Source organism: Mycobacterium sp. MMS18-G62 (assembly GCF_053877835.1).
Window position 1 is genome coordinate 2,003,852 of sequence record NZ_CM132662.1, and the last position, 21,098, is coordinate 2,024,949.

The following is a 21,098-nucleotide window of genomic DNA, read 5'->3' on the forward strand; positions in this document are numbered from 1 at the left end:
GCTCTCAAATAGCGATGGCTATGGCGTCGCCGCACGTGCAGCCGATCGCGTCGCAATCGATCACAAACGCGTGCACCACCTCGGGAGTGACGCAGCCGTCCTCGGTGCACTCCGAGCGAAATCGAGTGTGGTGAATGACGGTGCCGTGGCAGTGCTCCAGCCCCGCCAGGCACTCGCGGCATTCACTGCTCATGGCCCGTTCATAGCACCGCACGGCGACGAAGCGTGGTTGCCGCGCCTGGGAGAGGAACGACTGGGGAATATTCGGACTGTAGTCCGGTTATATCGGTAGATGCTTAGGAGGTACCGATGCCAGCCATAACCGCCGATACGCTCACCCTTCCCAGGATCGCGTTGCCTGCGCCCGCTGACACCGAACGGCCGGTCCGGTCGATCACCAGTGGCCCGCGCGGCTACGAAGGAGAAGGATTCCCCGTCGTCCGCGCATTCGCCGGAGTCAGCACCGCCGACCTCGATCCGTTCGTCCACATGGACCAGATGGGCGAAGTCGAGTATCGACCGGGCGAGCCGAAAGGCACCGACTGGCATCCGCACCGCGGGTTCGAGACCGTGACGTACATGATCGACGGCCGCTTCGCCCACCAGGATTCACATGGCGGCGGAGGACTGATCACCGATGGCGCCACCCAATGGATGACGGCTGGGTCGGGCATCCTGCACATCGAGACGCCGCCAGCCGAACTGGTGGACAGCGGAGGACTGTTTCACGGCATCCAGCTGTGGGTGAACCTGCCCCGCAAGGACAAGTTCGCGGCGCCGAAATACCAGGCTATCGAGGGCAACCAGGTCACACTGCTGTCGTCGGACGACGGCGGGGCGCTGGTCCGCGTCATTGCCGGCGAGCTCGACGGCCAACGCGGGCCTGGCGCCACCTACACACCAATTACTTTGGCGCATACGACTATTGAGCCAGGAGCCCGGTTGAACATGCCGTGGAACCGCGACTTCAACGCGCTCGTGTACGTGCTGTCCGGTCGCGGGACCGTCGGACCCGTCGACCATCCGATTCATCAGGGACAGCTCGCCGTGCTCGGCCCCGGCGATCGGATCCGCATTGGTGCCGACCCGAACCAGGACTCGAACCGGCCCGCGCTCGAGGTGCTGGTGCTGGGCGGCAAGCCGATCCGTGAGCCGGTCGTCCACTACGGGCCGTTCGTGATGAACACGAAATCCGAACTGATCCAGGCGCTCGACGATTTCAATGCAGGCAAGTTCGGCGCCATCCCGCCCAATGCGCTGATGCCACACCGGCCGATCGGCTAGCCCGCCGCGCTCGGCCGCGACTGCAGTGCGGGTGCGGCGGCGGCCAGAATCTCGTCGCGATTTCCGTTGAGCGGCGGGTAGATTCGCTGACAGTTGATTGTGAGCTTGGTGGCCTTGGCTTCGGCGCCGCTTGCGACCACTTGACGGTCCCAGCCTTCGGTGTAGACCGCGCCGGCGGGTCCGAGGTCCAAAACCGTGACATACCAAGGGATTCGCAGCGGCAGCATCGGCTCGCCTAGCAGGTCACTGATGACGTTGTATCCGGCGAACCGGCCCATCGGCCTGCCGTGCTGACACGACATCACCGACAGGTGCGTGTCGTCCATCCTCGCCGCCGCGACATCTCCTGCGGCGAACACGTCCTGCACGCCCTCGACCCGCAGATAGTCGTCGACGGGGACGCGGCCGAGCCGGTCACGTTCGACGCCCAGGTCCGCGGTGAGCGGGTTGGCCCGCATGCCCGCACACCACACCACGGTCGACGCGTCGAGCTTTTCGCCGGTCGACAGTGTCGCCCCATCCTTGTCAACCGCGGTGATGCTGACGCCGAGTCGGGTCTGCACCCCGTTGGCCGTCAGCGCTGCCTCGATGACCGGCCGTGCCGACGGCCCCATGTCCGAGCCGACGTGCGGGTTGTGGTCGGCGAGTACGACGCGGGCGGGGACGTCCGGGAACAGCGCCGCCAGCCGGGTCGGAAGTTCGCAGGCGGTCTCGATGCCCGTCAGGCCCGCGCCCACCACGACGGCCGTGTTTGCAGCCGGAGTCTGGGGGCCGGCGGCCAGCGTCTCCAGATGCCGCTGCAACGCCGTTGCCCCGTCGTATGTGTCGACGTCGAACCCGAATTCACGCAGACCCGGAATATCAGGTCTGACCACTTGGCTGCCCAGCGCCACCACCAAACGGTCGTAGATATGCGTGCCTGCAGACGTCTTCACCGTGCGCGACGCGGGATCGATCGCGGTCACGTCGGCGGTTACATGCCGAACTCCCGCCGGGTCGAGCACGTCTCGCAGGGGTATCCGGCACCGCGTCAGATCGGCCTCGTAGTTTCGGACCCGAATGTCGTGAAAGGGCTGCGCGCTGATCACCGTGACGTGCATATCGCCATGCGCTACGTCGAGCTCATCGAGGCGCCGCGCGGCTCCGAGCGCCGTCCATAATCCGGCGAAACCCGCACCGAGCACGACGACTTCGCTCATCCGGCTGACGCTACTGTCCGCGGATAGAGCAGCTCCAGTTCGCCGATGTTGGCCGCGACGGTGACCAGCGGCAGCGCGGCCGAGATCGACATCGCGTCTCCGGTCGCCTCGGCGCGCAGGCTGAGTACGAAGTCGTCACTGATCGGTGGCAGAGGGACAGCCGGGTCGACACCCCCGAGACGTTCACACACCGCATCGGCATGCGCCTCGAGCACTTCGCGCGTCTTGGCGTAGACGCCGAGGGGCGGCGGGACGACGTCGGTGATCAGTTCCGCGGCCGCCCGCAGCCGGATCGCACGGTTGGCGGCCGTGATCACCGGCGCCCTGAAGTCGGTATTGCCGCCGCTTTCCGAAAGATACTGGCGCACAGCGTCATCCACCGTGCGCGAAGCCTCCAGTGCATCGTGGCTCAATGCGATGACGCGGTCTGTCGCCTCTTCTGAGGCGCCACGCGTCACCCGTCGGACGGCGGCTTTCAAGAACGCTGCCCCGACGCTTCGGGCGTTGGCGATGGCCGTTGACACCAACGCCGTGGCACCGCGCGGCCACAGCAGCACCGACACGATCACCCCGACCAGCGCGCCGACGAGCACGTCCTCCACCCGGATCAGGCCGACCCGCCAACCCGTCGGCACGATCAGGTTGAAGTTGATCAGCACCATCATCGTGAACGCCGCCTGGCCCGCGATGAACGAGGCGACCTCGGGAACGAACGCGGAACCGAACGCGACCACCGGAAGCAACATCCACATGACGGCGCGATCCACACCGACCACCTCGATGACGACGACACCCAACACGAATCCGATCACCGTGCCCGTCACGGCCCGCAGCACCCGTGTGCCGGTCGTCAGCGCGCTGCTCCGCAGCACCGACATCGCCGCAAGCACCACCCAGAATCCGTGCTGGACCGGAAACAGATGCGTGACGGCGACGGCGACCGCCAGGCCCAGACCGGTGCGAAGGCTGTTGCGCAGCACCACCGCCTTGGTGGCGAGGAAGCCCTTGGTGATCGCGGCGACGGCCACGGTCTCGGGCATGACCCAGTCGGCGGTGCCGGTTTCCGGCAGGCGACGACCGAGCACACGAGCCCAGACGGGACGCGCGTCGGCGGCCGCGGCGTTGCGGATGAGGCGGCCCGTCACCCCGACAGTGGCGGAGAAGGTGCGCCTGCCCAGGAGTCTGCGACCGACCGCGACCGCGGCGTCGTCGTCGCCTTCGTTGAGGATCTCGACGATGTCCTCGCGATAGCGGCCCTGCGCGACGACGCGCAACTCGGCCAGCGCGTCAGTCAAATCCGCGGCACTGGCCGCGCGTTGCGTGGCGTTGGGACTGACCAGAACAGCCGCCGAATCCCTGAGCACCCGGATGATCGGCGGCAACATATCGCGGAGCAGTCGGCTGGTGTCCTCGGCGATCCGGTCGGACAAGAAGCCAAGGTCATCGACGACGCGAACCAGGGCGCGGCTTCCGGCGGTGAGCGCGACGGGTCGGTAGTCGGCGCCAATGTAGTTGTCCCACAAGGCGTTCATCGCTCGTGTCACGTCTTTGGGCGTCGAGACGCCGTCGAGGCTGTCCGCCAGGGCGCGGCACACCGCGGCCGCGTGCTGGCGCAGCTCGTCGTGATGGCGGGGCGGCAGTAGGAACAACGCGGCGGGAACACACAACGCCAATGCGATGGCCCAGCCCAGCAGTCGCTCGGGTATCGGGCCAGGCGGCGTGCACGCGGGCAGAACGAACAGCAGCAGTGTGGCCCGCTGGCCGGCAGCGATGATTTCACTCAGCACTCCGGCGAAGGTGACCGCGACGCCGAGCACGAACATCGCCACGACGCTCACCCACGGATAGGGCGCCACCAGGGTTCCGGCCGTGATGAGGATCGCGCCGTTGATCCCGAGGCCGCAGTACGCCAGGGCGCGCGCCGGACGGTTCCCGGGGAAGTCGACCAGGATCAGCAGCGCCACCGAGCCGAAGATCGTGAACAGTGGCGTCTGCGAGCCTTCTCCGACCGCGAAGCTCACCGCCGCCGCGATCGGCAGCACGATGGCGGCGCGGGTGGCCCTGCGCAGGGCGTCGTGTTCGGGGTCGCGTTGCTGGACCCGGTTCGCCACCCGGCGCCATAAGCCGGTCAAGTCAATGCGCAATGATCTTGATGCCCACGACGAGGACGCCGACGCCGACCAGGCCGGCGACCGTGATCGCCTGCTGCCACCACCGTAGATGGGTTCGGCGCACGGCGAGCAGTGCGATGACGCCGAGCTCGCCGACCACGATCCACATCGCAATCCACATCGCCGTGTAAGTGCGCAACAGCCCGACCCCGGCTACGGCAAGGACCGCCAGCGGAAGGAACGCGGCCTCCAAGATCTGGCCGGACGACTGCAGCATCCGGGCCGCGGCCCGGCCCTGCGGTGCCCGGCCGTACACGCCGAGATGGGCGATCCAGTCGGCCAGCAGGCTCGCGGCCCACAAGCCGCCGGTGGCCACCGCGACGTCAAGCACGCGTGCCCACGCGCTGGTGTCCTCGGAGGTATAGCGCACTAGTACGGCGAGGGTGGCCAAACACGAGATCGCTCCGTAAAGCCGTTCGCGTAGCAGTGAGACGACGTGTTCGACCGGGACGGGGTCGTGTTCGGTATCGCGTGCCGCACTAGTCACCGGCGGGCACCGAAGCGAATCGGCCGGAGTCGAGAGCGTCGAGCAGCTGTCCGGCGATCCATTCGAGTGCAGCGGTGTCGCGCTCAAGGGTGGCCTGCTCGAAGCCGACCAGCAGGTAGACGCCCCAGGCCGCGAACAGTTCGGCCTGCCTCTTGTTCTCCAAGATCTCGTAGGCCGATTCATACATGATGTCGAAGCGCTGTTGATCGACCGCGGCCTGAATCCCATACACCTGCGGATCCAGCGAGCTCCACACCCGGATCGCGGCCTCCGCGCCGTGCGGCAGCGTCAACCCGACCTGGATCAGCGTGTCGATGCGGCGGCGCGGATCCGGCTCGGCGCGCACTGCTTCGATCACCTGCACGGTCCTGGCCTGCATCCAGTGCGTGATGAGTTCGGAGGTGTAGGCGGGCCAGCCGGAGAAGTAGTGATAGAAGGAGCCGGTGGTGACGCCGAGGCGGTTACACACCTCGGCAAGCTTCAGCCCGCCATAGCCCAGGTCCGACAGCACGTCGAGGCCGGTCTCGAAGTACAGCTCACGCGAAACGACGCCCGCCATGGGTTTGCACCCTAGTTCGACTTCGTCGACGACTGTGCCCAGTGTCGCGAAGCCGGCCGTCGGAATCTTGTCCGCACGGGTCGTAGTTGTTTGCTGAAACGACATGCCGACGTCGCATCGGGTGCCCGCCTCCCTGACCCTCCAGTGAGCTGTGGCACAATTTGACCGTGCCGCAACATACGGCGAGTCGTGGACCCGGGCGTCCCCCTGCAGCGAAGGCCGCCGAAACGCGCGAGCGCATCGTACAAGCCGCCCGCGAGGTATTCAGCGAACTCGGATACGACGCTGCCACCTTTCAGGCGATCGCGATCCGCGCCGACCTGACCAGGCCTGCGATCAACCACTACTTCGCCAGCAAGCGAGTGTTGTGGGCCGAGGTCGTGGAGCAAACCAATGCGTTGGTAGTTAGCGCGGGCAAGAATCGGGCCGAGGGCGAGACCACCTTGATCGGCCGGCTGTCGGCGTACTTCACCGCAGCGATGCAGGCCGACTCCGAAGACCGTTCTGCGGCAGCCTTTCTCGTCACGTCGGTGCTGGAGTCGCAGCGCCACCCGGAGCTCAACAACGGCGAGCACGACTCATTGAAGAACTCGCGTGATTTCGTCACGTGGGCGGTCAAGGACGCAATCGAGCGACGCGAGCTCACCACCGATACCGACGTCAACCATCTCGTCGAGATGCTGGTGGCGGTGATGTGGGGGATGGGCTTCTATGCAGGGTTCGTCGGAGATCACGACGACCTCGGCGCGGTGGTGCACAAATTCGAGCTGTTGATGGCCAACAAGCTCTGGCAGCTGCACGAATAGCACCCGCGAGCGTTAAATAGCACACACTTCGTGTAGCTACGCTAACTTTTTAGATAGCATTGCGAACGAAATGTTCGATTCGACTGTGCTGCGCCCGCGGCTGGATGGAGAGCTTCGATGAGCTCGTTGCGTACCGACGACGACACCTGGGACATCTCCACGAGCGTGGGATCCACGGCGGTCATGGTCGCCGCGGCCCGTGCCGCCGAGACCGACCGGCCCGACCCGCTGATCCGTGACCCGTACGCCAAGGTGCTGGTGGCGGGTGCGGGCACCGGCGCGTGGGAGTTCATGCTCGACGACGCGTTCGTCGCAAAGGTCGCCGACGCCGATGCCGAGGCCGCCGCGGTCTTCGAGCACATGGGCGCCTATCAAGCGGTGCGCACCCACTTCTTCGACGCGTTCTTCACCGACGCCGTCGCGGCGGGCATCCGCCAGATCGTCATCCTCGCTTCCGGCCTGGACTCGCGCGCTTACCGTCTGCAATGGCCGGCGGGCACCACGGTCTACGAGATCGACCAGCCCCAGGTGCTGGAGTACAAATCGGCCACCTTGGACGAGCATGGTGTGGCGCCGACGGCGGTGCGTCGCGAGGTGCCGATGGATCTGCGCTTCGACTGGCCGAACGCCTTGCGGCAGGCCGGTTTTGACGCAAGCGCGCCGACGGCCTGGCTGGCCGAAGGCCTGCTGATGTATCTGCCCGCGGAAGCACAGGACCGGCTCTTCGAGCACATCACCGCGCTGAGCGCGCCAGGCAGCCGCATCGCTGCGGAGACCATGGGTGTGCAGGCCGACGATCGACGCGCGCAGATGCGCGAGCGGTTCGAGCGCATCGCAGCGCAGTTCGGCATGGAGAGCACGCTCGATGTGCAGGAGCTCATCTACAGCGATCCCGACCGCGCCGATGTCGCCGTTTGGCTTGCCGAACACGGCTGGGCGTCGACGGCGACCTCCTCGCGTGAAGAGATGCATCGCCTTGGCCGATCCGTCGAGCTTGCGCAGACCGACGGCGACGCGTTCTCGACCTTCGTCACGGCGGAGAAGAACTAGCAGCGGCGGGTTCTGTTTGGGCCTTCTGGGCGAGCCAACCGGTTGGTTAGGATCGGTTATTCCTCGGGTCAGGAAGGACACCCACCATGACCACCGAATCCGTCGCGCCTGAAACAGTCAAAGCCCCCGAAACCGACATCCCCGACGTCGTTCGACGGCTGCGGGAAACCTTCGCCACCGGCCGCACCAAGAGTGTCGACTGGCGCAAGGGGCAGCTGCAGGCGCTGGAAAAACTGATGCTCGACAACGAGGCCGCCATCGCTGATGCGCTCAACACCGATCTTGGCCGCACGCCGTTCGAGGCGTGGCTGGCCGACATCGCCAGCACCGCGGGCGAGGCCAAGGACGCCGCTAAGAACGTCCGCAAGTGGATGCGCCGCAAGTACCGCTTGCTGGAGATGTCACAGCTGCCCGGTCGGGGCTGGGTCGAGTACGAGCCCTACGGCACGGTGCTGGTCATCGGTGCGTGGAACTTCCCCTTCGTGCTGACGCTCGGGCCGGCTGTTGGTGCCATCGCCGCGGGCAACACCGTGGTCCTCAAGCCCTCGGAGGTCTGTCCGGCCTCGTCGGCGCTGATGGCCGAGCTGGTGCCGCGCTACCTCGACAACGACGCCATCGCCGTCGTCGAGGGTGACGGCTCAGTGAGCCAGGAGCTCATCGCGCAGGGCTTCGACCACATTTGTTTTACGGGTGGCACCGAGATCGGCCGGAAGGTCTACGAAGGCGCCGCACCGCACCTGACCCCGGTGACCCTTGAGCTCGGCGGCAAGAGCCCGGTGATCGTGTCCGCGGACGCGGACCTCGACGTCGCGGCCAAGCGGATCGCCTGGACAAAGCTGATCAACTCCGGCCAGATCTGCATCGCACCGGACTACGTGCTGGCCGACGCCAAGATCCGCGACGAGCTCGTCGACAAGATCAAAGAGGCCGTGACGACGTTCGAGTCGCAGAATCCCGACGGCAAGCGGATCGTCAACGAGCGGCACTTCGACCGCCTGACCGCCTCCCTTGCGGCAACCAAGGGTGACGTGGTCATCGGCGGCGGGTCGGACGCGTCGAAGATGTCCATCCAGCCCACCGTCGTCGTCGATCCCGACCCCGCCGAGCCGTTGATGACCGACGAGATCTTCGGTCCGATCCTGCCGGTGATGACCGTGCAATCCATTGACGACGCAATCGGTTTCGTCAACTCGCGTCCCAAGCCGCTGGCGGCTTACCTGTTCACCAAGACCAAGAGCATTCGCGAACGGGTGATCAAAGAGGTGTCGGCGGGCGGCATGGTGATCAATCATCTGCTGTTCCAGTTCTCCACCAACAAGCTGCCGTTCGGCGGCGTCGGGCCGTCGGGTATGGGTGCCTACCACGGCAAGTTCGGCTTCGAGCAGTTCAGCCACCGCAAGTCGGTGATGACCAAGCCAACCCGACCCGACCTCGGCGCCTTCATCTATCCCCCGTATACAGAGAAGGCTTGGAAGCTCGCTAGACGGCTCTTCTAGAAAGGAACCACATGCCAGGAGTGCAGGATCGCGTCATCGTCGTCACCGGGGCCGGAGGCGGACTGGGGCGTGAGTATGCGTTGACGCTCGCCAAGGAGGGCGCCAGCGTCGTCGTCAACGACCTCGGCGGTTCACGTGACGGCACCGGCGCCGGACATTCGATGGCCGATCAGGTGGTCGACGAAATCAAGCAGGCCGGTGGCCGGGCGGCGGCCAACTACGACAGCGTCGCCGAGCCCGAGGGTGCGCAGAACATCATCAAGACCGCTCTCGATGAGTTCGGCAAGGTCGACGGCGTGGTTTCCAACGCGGGCATCCTGCGCGACGGCACCTTCCACAAGATGGAGTTCGCCAACTGGGACTCGGTGCTGAAGGTGCACCTTTACGGCGGCTACAACGTGATTCGCGCGGCGTGGCCGCACTTCCGCGAGCAGAGCTACGGGCGCGTCGTCGTGGCCACCTCCACCAGCGGCCTGTTCGGGAACTTCGGCCAGGCCAACTACGGCGCCGCCAAGCTCGGGCTGGTCGGCCTGATCAACACGCTGGCCCAGGAGGGCGCGAAGTACAACATCAAGGCCAACGCCCTCGCGCCGATCGCCGCGACGCGGATGACGCAGGACATCCTGCCGCCCGAGGTCTTCGAGAAGCTGACGCCCGAGTACGTGGCGCCGGTGGTGGGCTACCTCATGAGTGAGGAAGTCCCGGATACGGCGTCGGTGTTCATCGTCGGCGGAGGCAAGGTGCAGCGCACCGCCCTGTTCCAGAACGAGGGCGTGACGTTCGACCACGTGCCGACCGTCGACGACGTCGCGGCCAAGTGGGCAGAGATCGACGACCTGTCGGCCGCTCAGCGAGCAACCTTCAGCCTCGGCTGAGTCGTAAATGAAAGCGCTTGTCGCGCAGGAGCTTTCGGGGCCGTCAGGGCTGGCATACACGGACGTCGACGATGTTGGCGGCGAGGATCTGGTCGTCATCGACGTCGGCGCGGCCGGGGTGAGCTTTCCCGACCTGTTGCTCCTGCGCGGCGAGTATCAGCTGCGGCTCGAGCCACCGTTCATCCCCGGCATGGAGGTCGCCGGCGTGGTACGTGCTGCGCCCTATGAGTCGGAATTCAAACCGGGCCAACGGGTGACGGCGCTGTCCATGCTCGGCGGATGGGCGGAACAAGTGGCGGTGCCGCCGGCAAGTCTCAAGCCCACGCCTGATGACATCGATGACGCCGAGGCGGTCGCGCTGCTCGGCAACTACCAGACGATGTACTTCGCTCTCGCCAAACGCGGCGCCCTGCGGGCAGGTGAGACGGTCCTGGTGCTGGGATCGGCTGGCGGGGTCGGAACAGCGGCCGTGCAGATCGCTAAGGCGTTGGGGGCCAAGGTCATTGCGATGGTGCACCGGCCGCACGCCGCGGATTTCGTCCAGTCACTGGGTGCGGACGTCGTGCTGCCGCTCACCGACGGTTGGCTCGACGCGGTCAAGGAACACACCGGCGGGCAGGGCGTCGACCTCGTGGTCGATCCGATCGGCGGCGAGGCGTTCGACGATGCGATTCGCGCGCTGGCCGTCGAAGGCCGGCTGCTGGTGATCGGATTCGCCGCGGGCGGGATTCCGACGGTCAAGGTGAACCGGCTGCTGCTGCGCAACGTCGCGGTGATCGGCGTCGGATACGGGGAATACGTCAACCGGAAGCCGGGGGCGCAGTCGGTGTTCGAATTCGGCGTCAACGAATTGGTCAAAGCCGGGCTGCGACCGCCGCCGCCGCTGCGGTTTCCGTTGGCCAAGGGTGCCGAAGCGCTGGACACGCTGGCCAACGGTGGTGTGCAGGGCAAGATGGTCCTGGAGCCGTAATGACTGTGCGGGCGTTGGCCTTCGACGTGTTCGGCACGGTCGTCGACTGGCGCTCCAGCATCATCGGCGAGCTCGAGCAGTTCGGCGCTGCCCATGGCCTGCAACAGGATTGGCCGGCGTTCGCCGACAGCTGGCGGGCCGGATACTCGCCGGCGATGGATCGAGTGCGTCGCGGCGACCTTCCGTGGACACGGATCGACGACCTGCACCGAATGATCCTCGAGGAGCTCCTTGGCGCGGCCGGTGTCACGTCGATATGCAGTGAGGAGGTCGACGAGCTGAACCGGGCCTGGCACCGGCTCGACCCGTGGCCGGACTCTGTGGCGGGGCTGACCCGGTTGAAGGAAAAGTTCATCATCACAACGCTTTCCAACGGCAATGTCTCGCTGCTGACCAACATGGCCAAGCGGGCAGGACTGCCATGGGACTGCGTGATATCCGCCGAGCTGTTCCGCCACTACAAGCCGGACCGGCAGGCGTATCTCGGGTGTGCCGATTTGCTCGACGTCGCCCCGGGCGAACTGATGCTCGTCGCCGCCCATCCAGGTGACTTGAGAGCGGCGTGTGATGCGGGGCTGATGACGGCGTACGTCACCCGGCCGCTGGAGCACGGCCCCGGTCGCAGGCCGCCTAGGGTCGAAGATGGCGAATTCGACGTCACTGCAACGGATTTCGTCGACCTTGCCGAGAAGCTGGGGGCATGAGCACCGGCGGCATCGTCCTCGTCGCGGTAGCGATCGCCGTTGGCCTGGTCGGTGTCGTGGTGCCGCTGCTGCCGGGAACGCTGTTGGTGTTGGCGGCGATTGCGGTGTGGGCCGTCGTCGAAAACAACGTCACGGCGTGGATAACGCTCGGTGTCGTGACGGCGCTGTTGGGATCCACCACGCTCGTCAAGTACTTGTGGCCGGCGCGGCGGATGCGGGCGGCCGAGGTGGGGACGTGGAGCCTGGTGGCCGGCGGCCTGCTCGGCATCATCGGCTTCTTCGTCATCCCGGTGCTCGGCTTGGTCATCGGATTCGTGCTGGGCATCTATCTGGCCGAGCTGTCGCGCCGTCGGGACCAGCGGGTGGCGTGGACGTCGACGGTGCACGCCCTGAAGGGTGTTGCGCTATCCGTCGGTGTGGAACTGGCCGGTGGGCTGATGGCCACCGTCGTATGGGTGGTCGGCGTCTACCTCACTCAGTAGTTTGTGGCGCGAACGAGTCGATGATTGCGCGCACCGTGCGACGGCACCGGCCACACTGCGACCCCGCACCGCACACGTCGGCAACTTGCTTGGATGTCGACGCGCCGCCTTCCACCGCCCGCCTGACCGTATCGCTGGTGACACCGAGGCACAGGCAGACATACATCAGCCGTCGTCCCCGCCGGCATCGTCGATGCGCATCGCGTGCGCGAGCCTGCCCACGAACACCGGGGGATAGGCGCCGACACCGGCATCGGAGAGCCATTCTGAGGCGATGTCGGGCCTGCGCAGCCACCGTGCGGCGCTGTCCTCGTCGGTAAGCTCCTGCAGGAGCATGACCTCGTGGGGATCGTCGAAGGCTTCAAAGATCATCACTCGACGAATTCCGGCTTTGCGGAACAGCTCTCGGGTCTCGCGCACGTGGGCCCGAAATGCGGTCTCATCGTCGACGACGGTGATCGCCGCGATGACGACACCAGGCGGCGCGGCGGCGGCATCGTCGAATGTGAACCGTTCAATCAGTTCACCCGCGAACACCGCGGGCAGGTCTTCGACACCGACGGCATCGAACCATTCGATGAATGCGCGGGACTTCAACAGCTCGGCAACCGGCTCGCGGGTATGCAGAGCGAGCGTCACCAACACGCGTTCGGGGTCAGTCGTCGACGTATAGACGAACACGTGGTGCGCTCCGAGCGCGGCGAGTTCGTCGCGTCGTCGCTGCAGCAGCGGCCATACCCGCGTCGGGTCGGGAACGCGGTAGTCGGTCGTCAGCACAAGCGAGTGCGTTTCGTGATTCATCGTCGATGAACGAGGCTACGCATTATCGCGTAACAGCACTTTCGTTTTTGCCCGCGTAGCGAGCGACAACAGGACTGTCGCTCGCAGGGCGGGCAATTTACGAACTACCCCAGGAGCGCCGTGCGTACCCGCGCGACATCCTCAGCCCCCACACCCGCGGCTTCGAGATACCCGCGCAGCGAGCCGTAGTTCTGCTCGATCGACCGGCGCGCGGCGTCGAGGTAGTCCTCTTGCACACCGAGCACCGCGTCGGTCAGACGGGCTTCCGCGAAAGTGAGCACTTCAGGCGTCTCCGAATGGTCACGGACCGACTCCATGATCCGCTCCCGAAGCTGTGGCACCGCGGCGTTGCTGCGCAGGAAGTCGGCCATGATCGCGTCGCGATCAACGCCGGCCGCCTCGAGGACGGTGGCCACCGTGAACCCTGTGCGGTCCTTGCCCGCGAAGCAGTGCGTGATCACCGGTCGCTCGGCGGCGAGCAGCGAAATCACTTGGCGCACAGCGCGTTGCGCGCCGCCCAAAGTGGGGAACCGCAGATACTCCTCGGTCATGAAGCGCCGGGCGGCCACGGAGACATCCTCGTCGTCGGGCTTCTCGCTCATCATCTTCTGAAAGGTGGCCTCGTGCGGCGCCTCGCCGTCGACGGCCGACACATCAGGAAACGGCAGCAGGTGCACGGCGACCCCGTCGGGCACCTGGCCCGGGCCGCGACGCTCCACCTCCCGTGGTGAGCGCAGGTCCGCCACGTCGGTGATGCCGAGTTCGATGAGCCGCCGGCTGCCGTGTTCAGAGAGGCGGCTCAGCTCGCTGGACCGGAAGAAACGGCCCGGCCGCACACCGGTCTCCTCGGCGACGTCACGAAAGTTCCACGCCCCCGACAGCTCCCCGATACCGACCGTCACTAGCGCGTCACCGCCGCGGCGAACGCACTCTTCTCTTTGCCCACCTCTGCGCGGGCGATCGTGCGCATGTGCACTTCGTCGGGTCCGTCGAAGAGCCGCATCGCGCGATGCCAGCTGTACAGCCGCGACAGCGGGAAGTCGTCGGATACGCCCGCGGCGCCGTGCACCTGGATGGCCCGGTCGATGACGTTGCAGGCGACCTGCGGCGCGACCGACTTGATCTGCGACACCAAGACATGCGCTTCTCTGTTGCCGTGCTGATCGATGGTCCACGCCGCCTTCTCGCACAGCAGCCTGGCCTGGTCGATCTCGTTGCGTGAGCGGGCGATCTGTTCGCGCACCACCCCCTGTTCGGCCAGCGGCTTGCCGAACGCGACCCGCTTTTGCACCCGGTCGATCATCAGGGCCAGCGCGCGCTCAGCCGCACCCAGCGCCCGCATGCAGTGATGGATACGGCCAGGGCCCAGCCGCGCCTGGGCGATCGCGAAACCGGCGCCCTCCTCGCCGAGCAGGTTCTCGGTCGGAACTCGCACGTTGTCGTAGACGATCTCGCAGTGGCCGTGCTGGTCCTGCCAGCCGAACACCGGCGTCGAGCGGATGATGTTCACGCCAGGGGTGTCTATCGGCACCAGCACCATCGACTGCTGCTGATGGCTGGCCGCGTCGGGATTGGTGCGGCCCATCACGATCAGGACTTTGCAGCGCGGGTCCGACGCTCCTGTCGTCCACCATTTGCGGCCGTTGATGACGTAGTCGTCGCCGTCGCGGGTGATCGACGTTTGGATGTTGCGGGCGTCGGACGACGCGACTTCAGGCTCGGTCATCGAAAACCCGCTGCGGATCTCGCCGGCCAGCAGCGGTTCGAGCCACTGCTTGCGCTGGGCCTCGGTGGCGAACAGGTGCAGCGTCTCCATGTTGCCGGTATCGGGCGCCGCGCAGTTGGTCACCTCGGGGGCGATCTCCAGGCTCCACCCGGTCAGCTCGGCCAGCGGCGCGTACTCCAGGTTGGTCAGTCCCGATTCGGCGGGCAGGAACAGGTTCCACAGCCCCCGCTCCTTGGCCAGGCCCTTGAGCTCCTCAACGACCGGCGGCACGGTGTGGTCGTTCGGTCCGGCCTCTTCGCGGTAGCGGTGGTATTCCGCTTCGGCGGGGAAGACGAATTCCGTCATGAAAGCGGTCAGCCGCTTGTGGTAATCCTGCGCCTTGGCCGACATCGCGAAGTCCATGCCCGCCACGATATGACACGTGTCTAACGGCGTAGAAACATGGCATGACCGACAGCCGACCGCCATTGCCTCCGTTCACGCTCGAGACCGCCAAGCAGAAGGTCCAGGCCGCCGAGGACGCCTGGAACACTCGCGACCCGCGACACGTCAGCCTGGCCTATACCGTCGACTCGCACTGGCGCAACCGCGACGAACACGTCGTCGGCCGCGATGCGATCGTGGCGTTCTTGACCCGCAAGTGGGAGCGCGAGCTGGATTACGTACTGCGCAAGAGCCTGTGGGGTTTTCGTGAGAACCGCATGGCGGTCCGTTTTCAGTACGAATGCCGCGACGCGTCGGGCCAGTGGTACCGCAGCTACGGCAACGAACTGTGGGAGTTCACACCGCAGGGGCTGATGGCGCGACGCGAAGCCAGCATCAACGATGTGTTGATCGACGAGTCGCAGCGACGCTATTTCGGCCCGCGGCCCGAATCGGAGCACGGGTTGGACATTCCGCTCTGGTGACTGCTAGCCGCTGGCGGCGGCCCGTCCGACGCCGACGAGGCTCAGCCCGGGGATGGTGTAGCCGCCGGAACCTGTGAAGTCCGCCAAGGCAGCCACGGCGTCGGCATGAATCGCCGATGTGACGTCGTCGGGAAGCGAATCGATGAGCGCGGCGACGGGACCTGCCAATGAAGGCACGATTTCCCACCACTCGTCCAGCGACGCGACGTCCATCGGCGCCTCGACCTCACGGACGTCGACGTCGTGGAAGCCCGCGGCAGTGAGGACGCTCGCGAGCTGCCCGCTTTCGGACAGCGAGAACGGCCCCGGCATGCCCGGCGGGGGAACTGGGGCACCGAGCTGGCCGCCGACGGCGTCGAGCAGCGCACTCAGCCAAGGATTGGCCTCGGCCGGTCCCCACACGGAGAACGCCGCGCGGCCGTCGGGCCGCAGGACGCGAAGCGCCTCTCGCGCGGCGGCAGTCGGGTCGGAAACCAGCATCAGCGCCTCACGGCTCAGCGCCTTGTCGAAGGAAGAATCGGGCGCGTCGATGTGCTCCATGTCGAACAGACGGACTTCGACGTTGTGCAGACCAAGAGCGTCGACCCTCTCCGATGCGATCGCCGTCATCTCAGCGGCGACGTCGGAGAGCACCACCTGGCCTTGCGCCCCTACGAGTTCTGCCGCCGCGATACCGAGACCGCCTGGCCCGCAACCAAGTTCGAGAACACGGTCCCCTGGCTGCAAGTCGGCAACGGCGAGCATTGCCTGGTTGACGTCGACACTGCGTCGGTCGACGAATTCGGCGTGCTGCCGCCAGGACGGGGCAACAGTGGACCACATCGCGTGCAACGGATTGGTCACTGCGCCCCCGCGCGCCCCGGTTGCATCGCCATGCGCTGAGTGTACGACCAGTGAATGAGCGCGAGCTCCAAGAAATCTCACTGTCACGGTCACGCTAGGGAGGCCCTCCCCGGGTTACGCCGCCTGGGGAGGGCCTCTGTGGAGGGTGGTCTGTTATTAGCCGCCGCCGGAGCTGTCGCCGCCGCCGTAGCCGTGGTGGCGGTGCCAATGCCCGCCCGGGTAGACGAGGACCGGCGGCTGCGCCTTGACGTTCGGCGTGGCGACGATGCCGGGGCGCGGCGACGGATCGTGGGTGGGGTAGGTGCCGGCGCTGGCCATGCCGGCCAGTCCGAGCGCGGCGCCGCCGAGGATTCCGGCCGAGATCGCCGGTAAGGCGATGTAGCGGGCGAAGCGCGTCGTGTTCATTTCGAGTTCTCCTGTGTCCGTTGGCTTTTGATGTCTTGCGTCGGTGTGTTCCGGCGATGACTCAAGACTGCCGCCTCGGACACGGTTTGTATGTCGGGCGTCCGGAGGATGCACAGGATGAACCGCCTGTCCCCCGATCGGGGGAAGGCGCGACGTTGGGGCAGCTACAGCCCGGCGTCCTTGGCGACGGCTTCTAACGCGGACAGGTGCTCGTCGACCGTGCGCAGGCCAGCGCCCATGGTGTTGACCGAGACATGGCTGGCACCGGCGTTGGCCCATTGGGCGAGTTCGTCGGCGACCTGTCGCCTGTCGCCTAGCCAGCCGGCCCGCCCTTCCATGTCAATCGTCGAGGGATCCCTGCCCGCCGCATCGGCTGACCGGGCCACGATCTCGCGCGCCTCGTCGAGCCGCGGGCCAGGCGGCATCATCGGAAACCAGCCGTCCGCCAACCGGCCCGCCCGCTCCAGCGCCGGCCTCGACGCCGCGCCGATCCAGACCGGTATCGGCCGCTGGACGGGCAGCGGTGCCAGGCCCGCGCCCGTCACCCGATGGTGCCGACCGTCCAAGGTGACCGTCTGTTCGGTCCACAACCGTCGCAACAACTCGACCTGCTCCTCCGACCGCTTGCCCCGGTTGGCGAAGTTCTCACCGAGTGCCTCGTACTCGACGGCGTTCCAGCCCAGCCCGATGCCCAGCCGCAGACGGCCTTCGCTGAGCAGGTCGACCTCGGCAGCCTGCTTGGCCACCAGCACCGTCTGGCGTTGCGGAAGGATGATGACCCCGGTGACGAGTTCCAGCGTGGTGGTGACCGCGGCCAGGTATCCGAACATCACCAGCGGTTCGTGAAACGTGGTGTGGACGTCGTACGGCCCGGCCCAGCCGGTGTGAACCGCGGGATCGGCGCCGACGACATGGTCGTAGGCCAGTAGATGGCTGAATCCGAGTTCCTCCACGCGTTGGCCGTAGGCACGCACGGCTGAGGCGTCGCCGCCGAGTTCTGTCTGAGGAAACACCGCGCCGATTCGCATACTGAGGCCCAACGTAACGAGGCCCTCTCCCAATTCCTTCGGGGGAGGGCCTCGATGCCTTGGCGTGTCAGCGGGGCTACCCGGCCACGCCGAGGACGGCGCCGATGAGACCGGCCGAGAGGACCAGCAGGATGAGGTAGCGAGCCATGGGGCACATATGAATTTTCCTGTCTTCGTTGATTTTTGGCGTCTTGTGCCGATCTGTTCCGGCGTTGATTCAACAGTGCTGCAGCAGGACCGCTTTGTATGTCGGGCGACCCGACGGCACACCGGATGAAACGTCTGTCCTGCAATTGGGGGAAACGCCCGCGTCGCTGTGTGCGAGGCTTGGCGTCATGACCAGCGAAAAGGTCCGTGTGGTGGTGGGCGACGACCATCCACTGTTTCGCGAGGGCGTTGTCAGGGCGCTCACCTCGAGCGGCTCGATCGAGGTGGTTGCCGAAGCTGACGACGGACTGTCCGCGCTCGAGGCGATCAGGACCCATCAGCCACAGGTTGCGCTGCTCGACTATCGGATGCCCGGCCTTGACGGCGCTGAGGTCGCGGCCGCCGTCACGCGCGACGAGCTGCCGACCCGTGTGCTGCTGGTGTCGGCGCACGACGAGTCGGCGATCGTCTATCGGGCGCTACAGGAAGGCGCGGCGGGGTTTCTGCCGAAGGAGTCGACGCGCAGCGAGTTGGTGAATGCCGTACTGGACTGCGCGAAGGGCCGCGACATCGTGGCGCCCAGCCTCGCGGCGGGACTGGCCGGCGAGATCCGCAAGCGGGCCGAGCCTGAGGGGCCGGTGCTGTCTCCGCGTGAACGCGAGGTGCTCAAGCTGATCGCCTCCGGCAGCAGCATTCCCTCGATGGCCAAGCAACTGTTCCTGGCGCCGTCGACGGTGAAAACCCATGTGCAACGGCTCTACGAGAAGCTGGGCGTCAACGATCGTGGAGCCGCTGTCGCAGAGGCGATGCGGCGCAAGCTTCTGGATTAGCGTGGCCACCACCTTCGGCCGGATCGCCGACTATTTCGCGACCGAACCCGTGCGGGTCTCGGCGATCCTGCGGTTGCCCTTGATCGGGTTGATCGCCGTGCTGGTGTGGATCTGGGAGGTCGACCATTGGCTGCCCGGCTTGTATGCGGTGATCCTGGGCGTGTACGCGGCGGCGGCGGTGTTGTGGCTCGTCGCAGTATTTCGCGGGCCCGTACCGCGGTGGGCGGACTGGGTTTCCACGGGCATCGACCTGCTGGTGATCATCACGCTGTGCCTGGTATCCGGGGGCGCGACCGCGGCACTGCTGCCCGTCTTCTTCCTGCTTCCGATATCCGTCGCATTCCAGGACCGGCCCGCGCTGACGGCGATCATCGGAACCATAACGGCGGTGGGCTATCTCGCGGTGTGGATCTTCTACTCCAAGCGCGACGACAAGGTCGGGCTGCCGAACATGGTCTACACCCACTTCGGCTTCCTGCTGTGGCTGGCGGTCGCGACGACCGCGCTGTGCTTTGTGCTGGTTCGGCGATCGACGCGGGTCAAGGCCTTACAGGAGATGCGACGCCAGCTGGTCTCGGAGGCCATGGCCTCCGACGAGCGCCACAACCGCGAAATCGCCGAGCACCTGCACGACGGTCCGTTGCAGACACTGCTGGCCGCCCGTCTCGAACTGGACGAACTGCGTGAACGCCATCCCGATCCAGCGCTCGACATGGTGCATGCGGCATTGCAAGAGACCGCGAAGGGACTCCGCTCGACGGTCACGGAGCTGCATCCGCAGGTGCTCGCACAGCTCGGGCTCACCGAGGCGGTGCGAGAACTGGTGCGCCAGTTCGAGACTCGCAATGACATCCCCGTCGACGCTGATCTTGAAGATGTCGGCAAGCCGCAGTCCCAGTCGCTGTTGTACCGGGCTGCGCGCGAACTGCTGACCAACATAGGCAAACACGCGGCGGCGACGACGGTCCGAGTCAGCCTGTCCCGCAGGGGAAATCGCGTTGTCTTGACGATCGTCGACGACGGTACGGGTTTCGATCCCCAGATCGTGGGGCAGTATGTCGCCGACGGACACATCGGGTTGGGGTCGCTGCTGGCGCGGTTCGATTCGATGGGCGGGGCGATGGACATCAACTCGCGGGCCGGCCACGGCACTCAGGTGACTGTGACGTCGCCTCCGGAGACGGTCAGGTCGTAAGCCCGCGCGCTATGACCAGGCGTTGAATTTGGTTGGTGCCCTCGAAGATCTGGGTGATCTTGGCTTCGCGCATGTACCGCTCGACGCGGTAGTCGCGGGTGTAGCCGACGCCGCCGAACACCTGGACCGCGTCGGTGGTGACCTTCATCGCCGCGTCGGTGGCCACCAACTTGGCGATGCTGGCCTGCTGCGAATACGGTCGTCCGGCGTCACGGCGGCGCGCCGCATCCAGATACGTCGCGCGGGCGCCGGCCACCGCTGCGGCCATATCGGCGAGCAGAAAGCCCAGACCTTGATGGTCAATGATCTTGCGGCCGAACGTCGTTCTGTCGTTGGCGTACGTGACGGCCTCGTCCAGTGCGGCCTGCGCCAGCCCCGTCGCGACCGCGGCGATGCCGAGCCGGCCCGAATCCAGTGCGGAGAACGCGATCTGCAGACCTTGGCCCTCCTCGCCGATCAGTCGGTCGACGTCGACATGGGCCTGGTCGTAGAACGCCGACGTTGTCGGCACGGCATGCAGGCCCATCTTCTCTTCGGGCTTACCGAAGCTCAGCCCCGGAAGGTCGCCCGGCACCAGGAAGCATGAAATGCCACGCGAGCCTTCACCGGTGCGGGCGAACAACGTATAGAAGTCGGCGCGCCCTCCGTGGGTGATCCACGACTTGGAGCCGTTGAGCACATAGCCGTCGTCGGTCCTGGTCGCCTTGCATTGCAGCGCAGCGGCGTCCGAACCGGCCTGCGGCTCGGAAAGGCTGTAGGCGCCGACCTGCTCACCGGACAGCATGCCCGGCAGCCAGCGCTGCTTCTGCTCCTCGGTGCCGAACGCCAGCAGCGGATGAGACGACAGGCTGTGCACGCTGACCGCAACCGCGACCGCCGCCCACCGGGCCGCGATCTCCTCGAGCACCTGCAGATAGACCTCGTAGGGCTGGCCGCCCCCACCCCACTCCTCGGGCTGCGGCAGACTCAGCAGCCCTGCCGCGCCGAGTTGAGCGAACACACCCTCCGGATAGGTCTCTGCCTTCTCGTGCGCATCGACGATCGGGTCGAGCACCTTGTCCGCGATATCGCGGGTCAAAGCGATCAGGTCAACGGCGTCGTCGGAGGGCAGTAGCCGGTCGACTGGCATGGC

24 protein-coding genes are annotated in these 21,098 nt (G+C 66.4%); 11 read left to right on the forward strand and 13 right to left on the reverse strand.

Features of this window, described 5'->3' with window-relative positions; genetic code table 11:
• Window positions 1-4: 4 nt before the first annotated feature.
• Complete coding sequence (locus ACWW36_RS10025; protein WP_456141390.1) at window positions 5-193, reverse strand: hypothetical protein; 189 nt, start codon at window positions 191-193, stop codon at window positions 5-7.
• 116 nt (window positions 194-309) lie between these two features.
• On the opposite strand from ACWW36_RS10025, the gene ACWW36_RS10030 reads away from it, so the two are divergent.
• Complete coding sequence (locus tag ACWW36_RS10030; RefSeq protein WP_456141391.1) at window positions 310-1,284, forward strand: pirin family protein; 975 nt, start codon at window positions 310-312, stop codon at window positions 1,282-1,284.
• Here ACWW36_RS10030 and ACWW36_RS10035 read toward each other — a convergent pair.
• From ACWW36_RS10035 to ACWW36_RS10050, 4 genes are read right to left on the reverse strand one after another with little or no spacing between them, the layout of a single operon-like run.
• Window positions 1,281-2,483, reverse strand: coding sequence for an NAD(P)/FAD-dependent oxidoreductase (locus ACWW36_RS10035; RefSeq protein WP_456141392.1), 1,203 nt, complete (start codon window positions 2,481-2,483; stop codon window positions 1,281-1,283). The genes ACWW36_RS10030 and ACWW36_RS10035 overlap by 4 nt on opposite strands.
• Window positions 2,480-4,594: an FUSC family protein gene (locus ACWW36_RS10040; protein ID WP_456141393.1), complete on the reverse strand. Its 2,115-nt coding sequence runs from the start codon at window positions 4,592-4,594 to the stop codon at window positions 2,480-2,482. The genes ACWW36_RS10035 and ACWW36_RS10040 overlap by 4 nt, the downstream gene beginning before the upstream one ends.
• A 22-nt stretch (window positions 4,595-4,616) precedes the next feature.
• Window positions 4,617-5,141 carry a hypothetical protein gene (locus ACWW36_RS10045; protein WP_456141394.1) on the reverse strand — a complete coding sequence of 175 codons (525 nt, stop codon included), beginning with the start codon at window positions 5,139-5,141 and terminating at the stop codon, window positions 4,617-4,619.
• Complete coding sequence (locus ACWW36_RS10050) at window positions 5,134-5,700, reverse strand: TetR/AcrR family transcriptional regulator (protein WP_456141395.1); 567 nt, start codon at window positions 5,698-5,700, stop codon at window positions 5,134-5,136. Before ACWW36_RS10050 ends, ACWW36_RS10045 begins: the two co-directional genes overlap by 8 nt.
• A 167-nt stretch (window positions 5,701-5,867) precedes the next feature.
• Between ACWW36_RS10050 and ACWW36_RS10055 the strand changes: the two genes are divergently transcribed.
• The 7 genes from ACWW36_RS10055 (at window position 5,868) to ACWW36_RS10085 (ending at window position 12,083) form a co-directional block, all read left to right on the forward strand.
• Entirely contained in the window at window positions 5,868-6,506 is a 639-nt protein-coding gene (locus ACWW36_RS10055; protein ID WP_456141396.1) for a TetR/AcrR family transcriptional regulator, read from the forward strand.
• Between the two features lie 117 nt (window positions 6,507-6,623).
• On the forward strand, window positions 6,624-7,556 hold the full coding sequence (locus ACWW36_RS10060) for a class I SAM-dependent methyltransferase (protein WP_456141397.1): 933 nt from the start codon (window positions 6,624-6,626) through the stop codon (window positions 7,554-7,556).
• A gap of 86 nt (window positions 7,557-7,642) precedes the next feature.
• Window positions 7,643-9,052 (forward strand): aldehyde dehydrogenase family protein, encoded by a 1,410-nt coding sequence (locus tag ACWW36_RS10065; RefSeq protein WP_456141398.1) that lies wholly within the window; start codon window positions 7,643-7,645, stop codon window positions 9,050-9,052.
• An 11-nt stretch (window positions 9,053-9,063) separates the two neighbouring features.
• On the forward strand, window positions 9,064-9,927 hold the full coding sequence (locus ACWW36_RS10070) for an SDR family oxidoreductase (protein ID WP_456141399.1): 864 nt from the start codon (window positions 9,064-9,066) through the stop codon (window positions 9,925-9,927).
• A gap of 7 nt (window positions 9,928-9,934) precedes the next feature.
• The gene (locus ACWW36_RS10075; RefSeq protein WP_456141400.1) at window positions 9,935-10,897 is read left to right on the forward strand and encodes an NADPH:quinone oxidoreductase family protein; all 963 of its coding nucleotides are present in this window, start codon (window positions 9,935-9,937) and stop codon (window positions 10,895-10,897) included.
• Window positions 10,897-11,601 carry a haloacid dehalogenase type II gene (locus tag ACWW36_RS10080; RefSeq protein WP_456141401.1) on the forward strand — a complete coding sequence of 235 codons (705 nt, stop codon included), beginning with the start codon at window positions 10,897-10,899 and terminating at the stop codon, window positions 11,599-11,601. Before ACWW36_RS10075 ends, ACWW36_RS10080 begins: the two co-directional genes overlap by 1 nt.
• A complete protein-coding gene (locus ACWW36_RS10085; protein WP_456141402.1) occupies window positions 11,598-12,083 on the forward strand; it encodes a DUF456 domain-containing protein in 486 nt (161 codons plus the stop codon). Before ACWW36_RS10080 ends, ACWW36_RS10085 begins: the two co-directional genes overlap by 4 nt.
• Here ACWW36_RS10085 and ACWW36_RS10090 read toward each other — a convergent pair.
• The 4 genes from ACWW36_RS10090 to ACWW36_RS10105 form a co-directional block, all read right to left on the reverse strand.
• On the reverse strand, window positions 12,073-12,249 hold the full coding sequence (locus ACWW36_RS10090) for a (2Fe-2S)-binding protein (protein ID WP_456141403.1): 177 nt from the start codon (window positions 12,247-12,249) through the stop codon (window positions 12,073-12,075). The two genes, ACWW36_RS10085 and ACWW36_RS10090, sit on opposite strands and share 11 nt — an antisense overlap.
• Window positions 12,249-12,884 carry a fatty-acid--CoA ligase gene (locus ACWW36_RS10095; RefSeq protein WP_456141404.1) on the reverse strand — a complete coding sequence of 212 codons (636 nt, stop codon included), beginning with the start codon at window positions 12,882-12,884 and terminating at the stop codon, window positions 12,249-12,251. Before ACWW36_RS10095 ends, ACWW36_RS10090 begins: the two co-directional genes overlap by 1 nt.
• Before the next feature lie 104 nt (window positions 12,885-12,988).
• On the reverse strand, window positions 12,989-13,786 hold the full coding sequence (locus ACWW36_RS10100) for a tyrosine-protein phosphatase (protein ID WP_456141405.1): 798 nt from the start codon (window positions 13,784-13,786) through the stop codon (window positions 12,989-12,991).
• Window positions 13,786-15,000 (reverse strand): acyl-CoA dehydrogenase family protein, encoded by a 1,215-nt coding sequence (locus tag ACWW36_RS10105; RefSeq protein ID WP_456142432.1) that lies wholly within the window; start codon window positions 14,998-15,000, stop codon window positions 13,786-13,788. The genes ACWW36_RS10100 and ACWW36_RS10105 overlap by 1 nt, the downstream gene beginning before the upstream one ends.
• Before the next feature lie 56 nt (window positions 15,001-15,056).
• Here ACWW36_RS10105 and ACWW36_RS10110 point away from each other — a divergent pair, with 56 nt between their 5' ends.
• On the forward strand, window positions 15,057-15,518 hold the full coding sequence (locus tag ACWW36_RS10110) for a nuclear transport factor 2 family protein (RefSeq protein WP_456141406.1): 462 nt from the start codon (window positions 15,057-15,059) through the stop codon (window positions 15,516-15,518).
• Between the two features lie 3 nt (window positions 15,519-15,521).
• On the opposite strand, the gene ACWW36_RS10115 is transcribed toward ACWW36_RS10110, so the two are convergent.
• The 3 genes from ACWW36_RS10115 to ACWW36_RS10125 all read right to left on the reverse strand — a co-directional run bounded on the left by ACWW36_RS10115 (window position 15,522) and on the right by ACWW36_RS10125 (window position 17,794).
• Window positions 15,522-16,361, reverse strand: a complete 840-nt coding sequence (locus tag ACWW36_RS10115; RefSeq protein ID WP_456141407.1) for a class I SAM-dependent methyltransferase — start codon at window positions 16,359-16,361, stop codon at window positions 15,522-15,524.
• Window positions 16,362-16,517: 156 nt separating this feature from the next.
• Window positions 16,518-16,766 carry a hypothetical protein gene (locus tag ACWW36_RS10120; protein WP_456141408.1) on the reverse strand — a complete coding sequence of 83 codons (249 nt, stop codon included), beginning with the start codon at window positions 16,764-16,766 and terminating at the stop codon, window positions 16,518-16,520.
• A 164-nt stretch (window positions 16,767-16,930) separates the two neighbouring features.
• Entirely contained in the window at window positions 16,931-17,794 is an 864-nt protein-coding gene (locus ACWW36_RS10125) for an LLM class F420-dependent oxidoreductase (protein ID WP_456141409.1), read from the reverse strand.
• A gap of 335 nt (window positions 17,795-18,129) precedes the next feature.
• Here ACWW36_RS10125 and ACWW36_RS10130 point away from each other — a divergent pair, with 335 nt between their 5' ends.
• Window positions 18,130-18,771, forward strand: a complete 642-nt coding sequence (locus ACWW36_RS10130; RefSeq protein ID WP_456141410.1) for a response regulator transcription factor — start codon at window positions 18,130-18,132, stop codon at window positions 18,769-18,771.
• A gap of 1 nt (window position 18,772) precedes the next feature.
• Window positions 18,773-19,966 carry a sensor histidine kinase gene (locus ACWW36_RS10135; RefSeq protein ID WP_456141411.1) on the forward strand — a complete coding sequence of 398 codons (1,194 nt, stop codon included), beginning with the start codon at window positions 18,773-18,775 and terminating at the stop codon, window positions 19,964-19,966.
• On the opposite strand, the gene ACWW36_RS10140 is transcribed toward ACWW36_RS10135, so the two are convergent.
• The gene (locus ACWW36_RS10140) at window positions 19,956-21,095 is read right to left on the reverse strand and encodes an acyl-CoA dehydrogenase family protein (protein ID WP_456141412.1); all 1,140 of its coding nucleotides are present in this window, start codon (window positions 21,093-21,095) and stop codon (window positions 19,956-19,958) included. The genes ACWW36_RS10135 and ACWW36_RS10140 overlap by 11 nt on opposite strands.
• Between the last annotated feature and the right edge of the window lie 3 nt (window positions 21,096-21,098).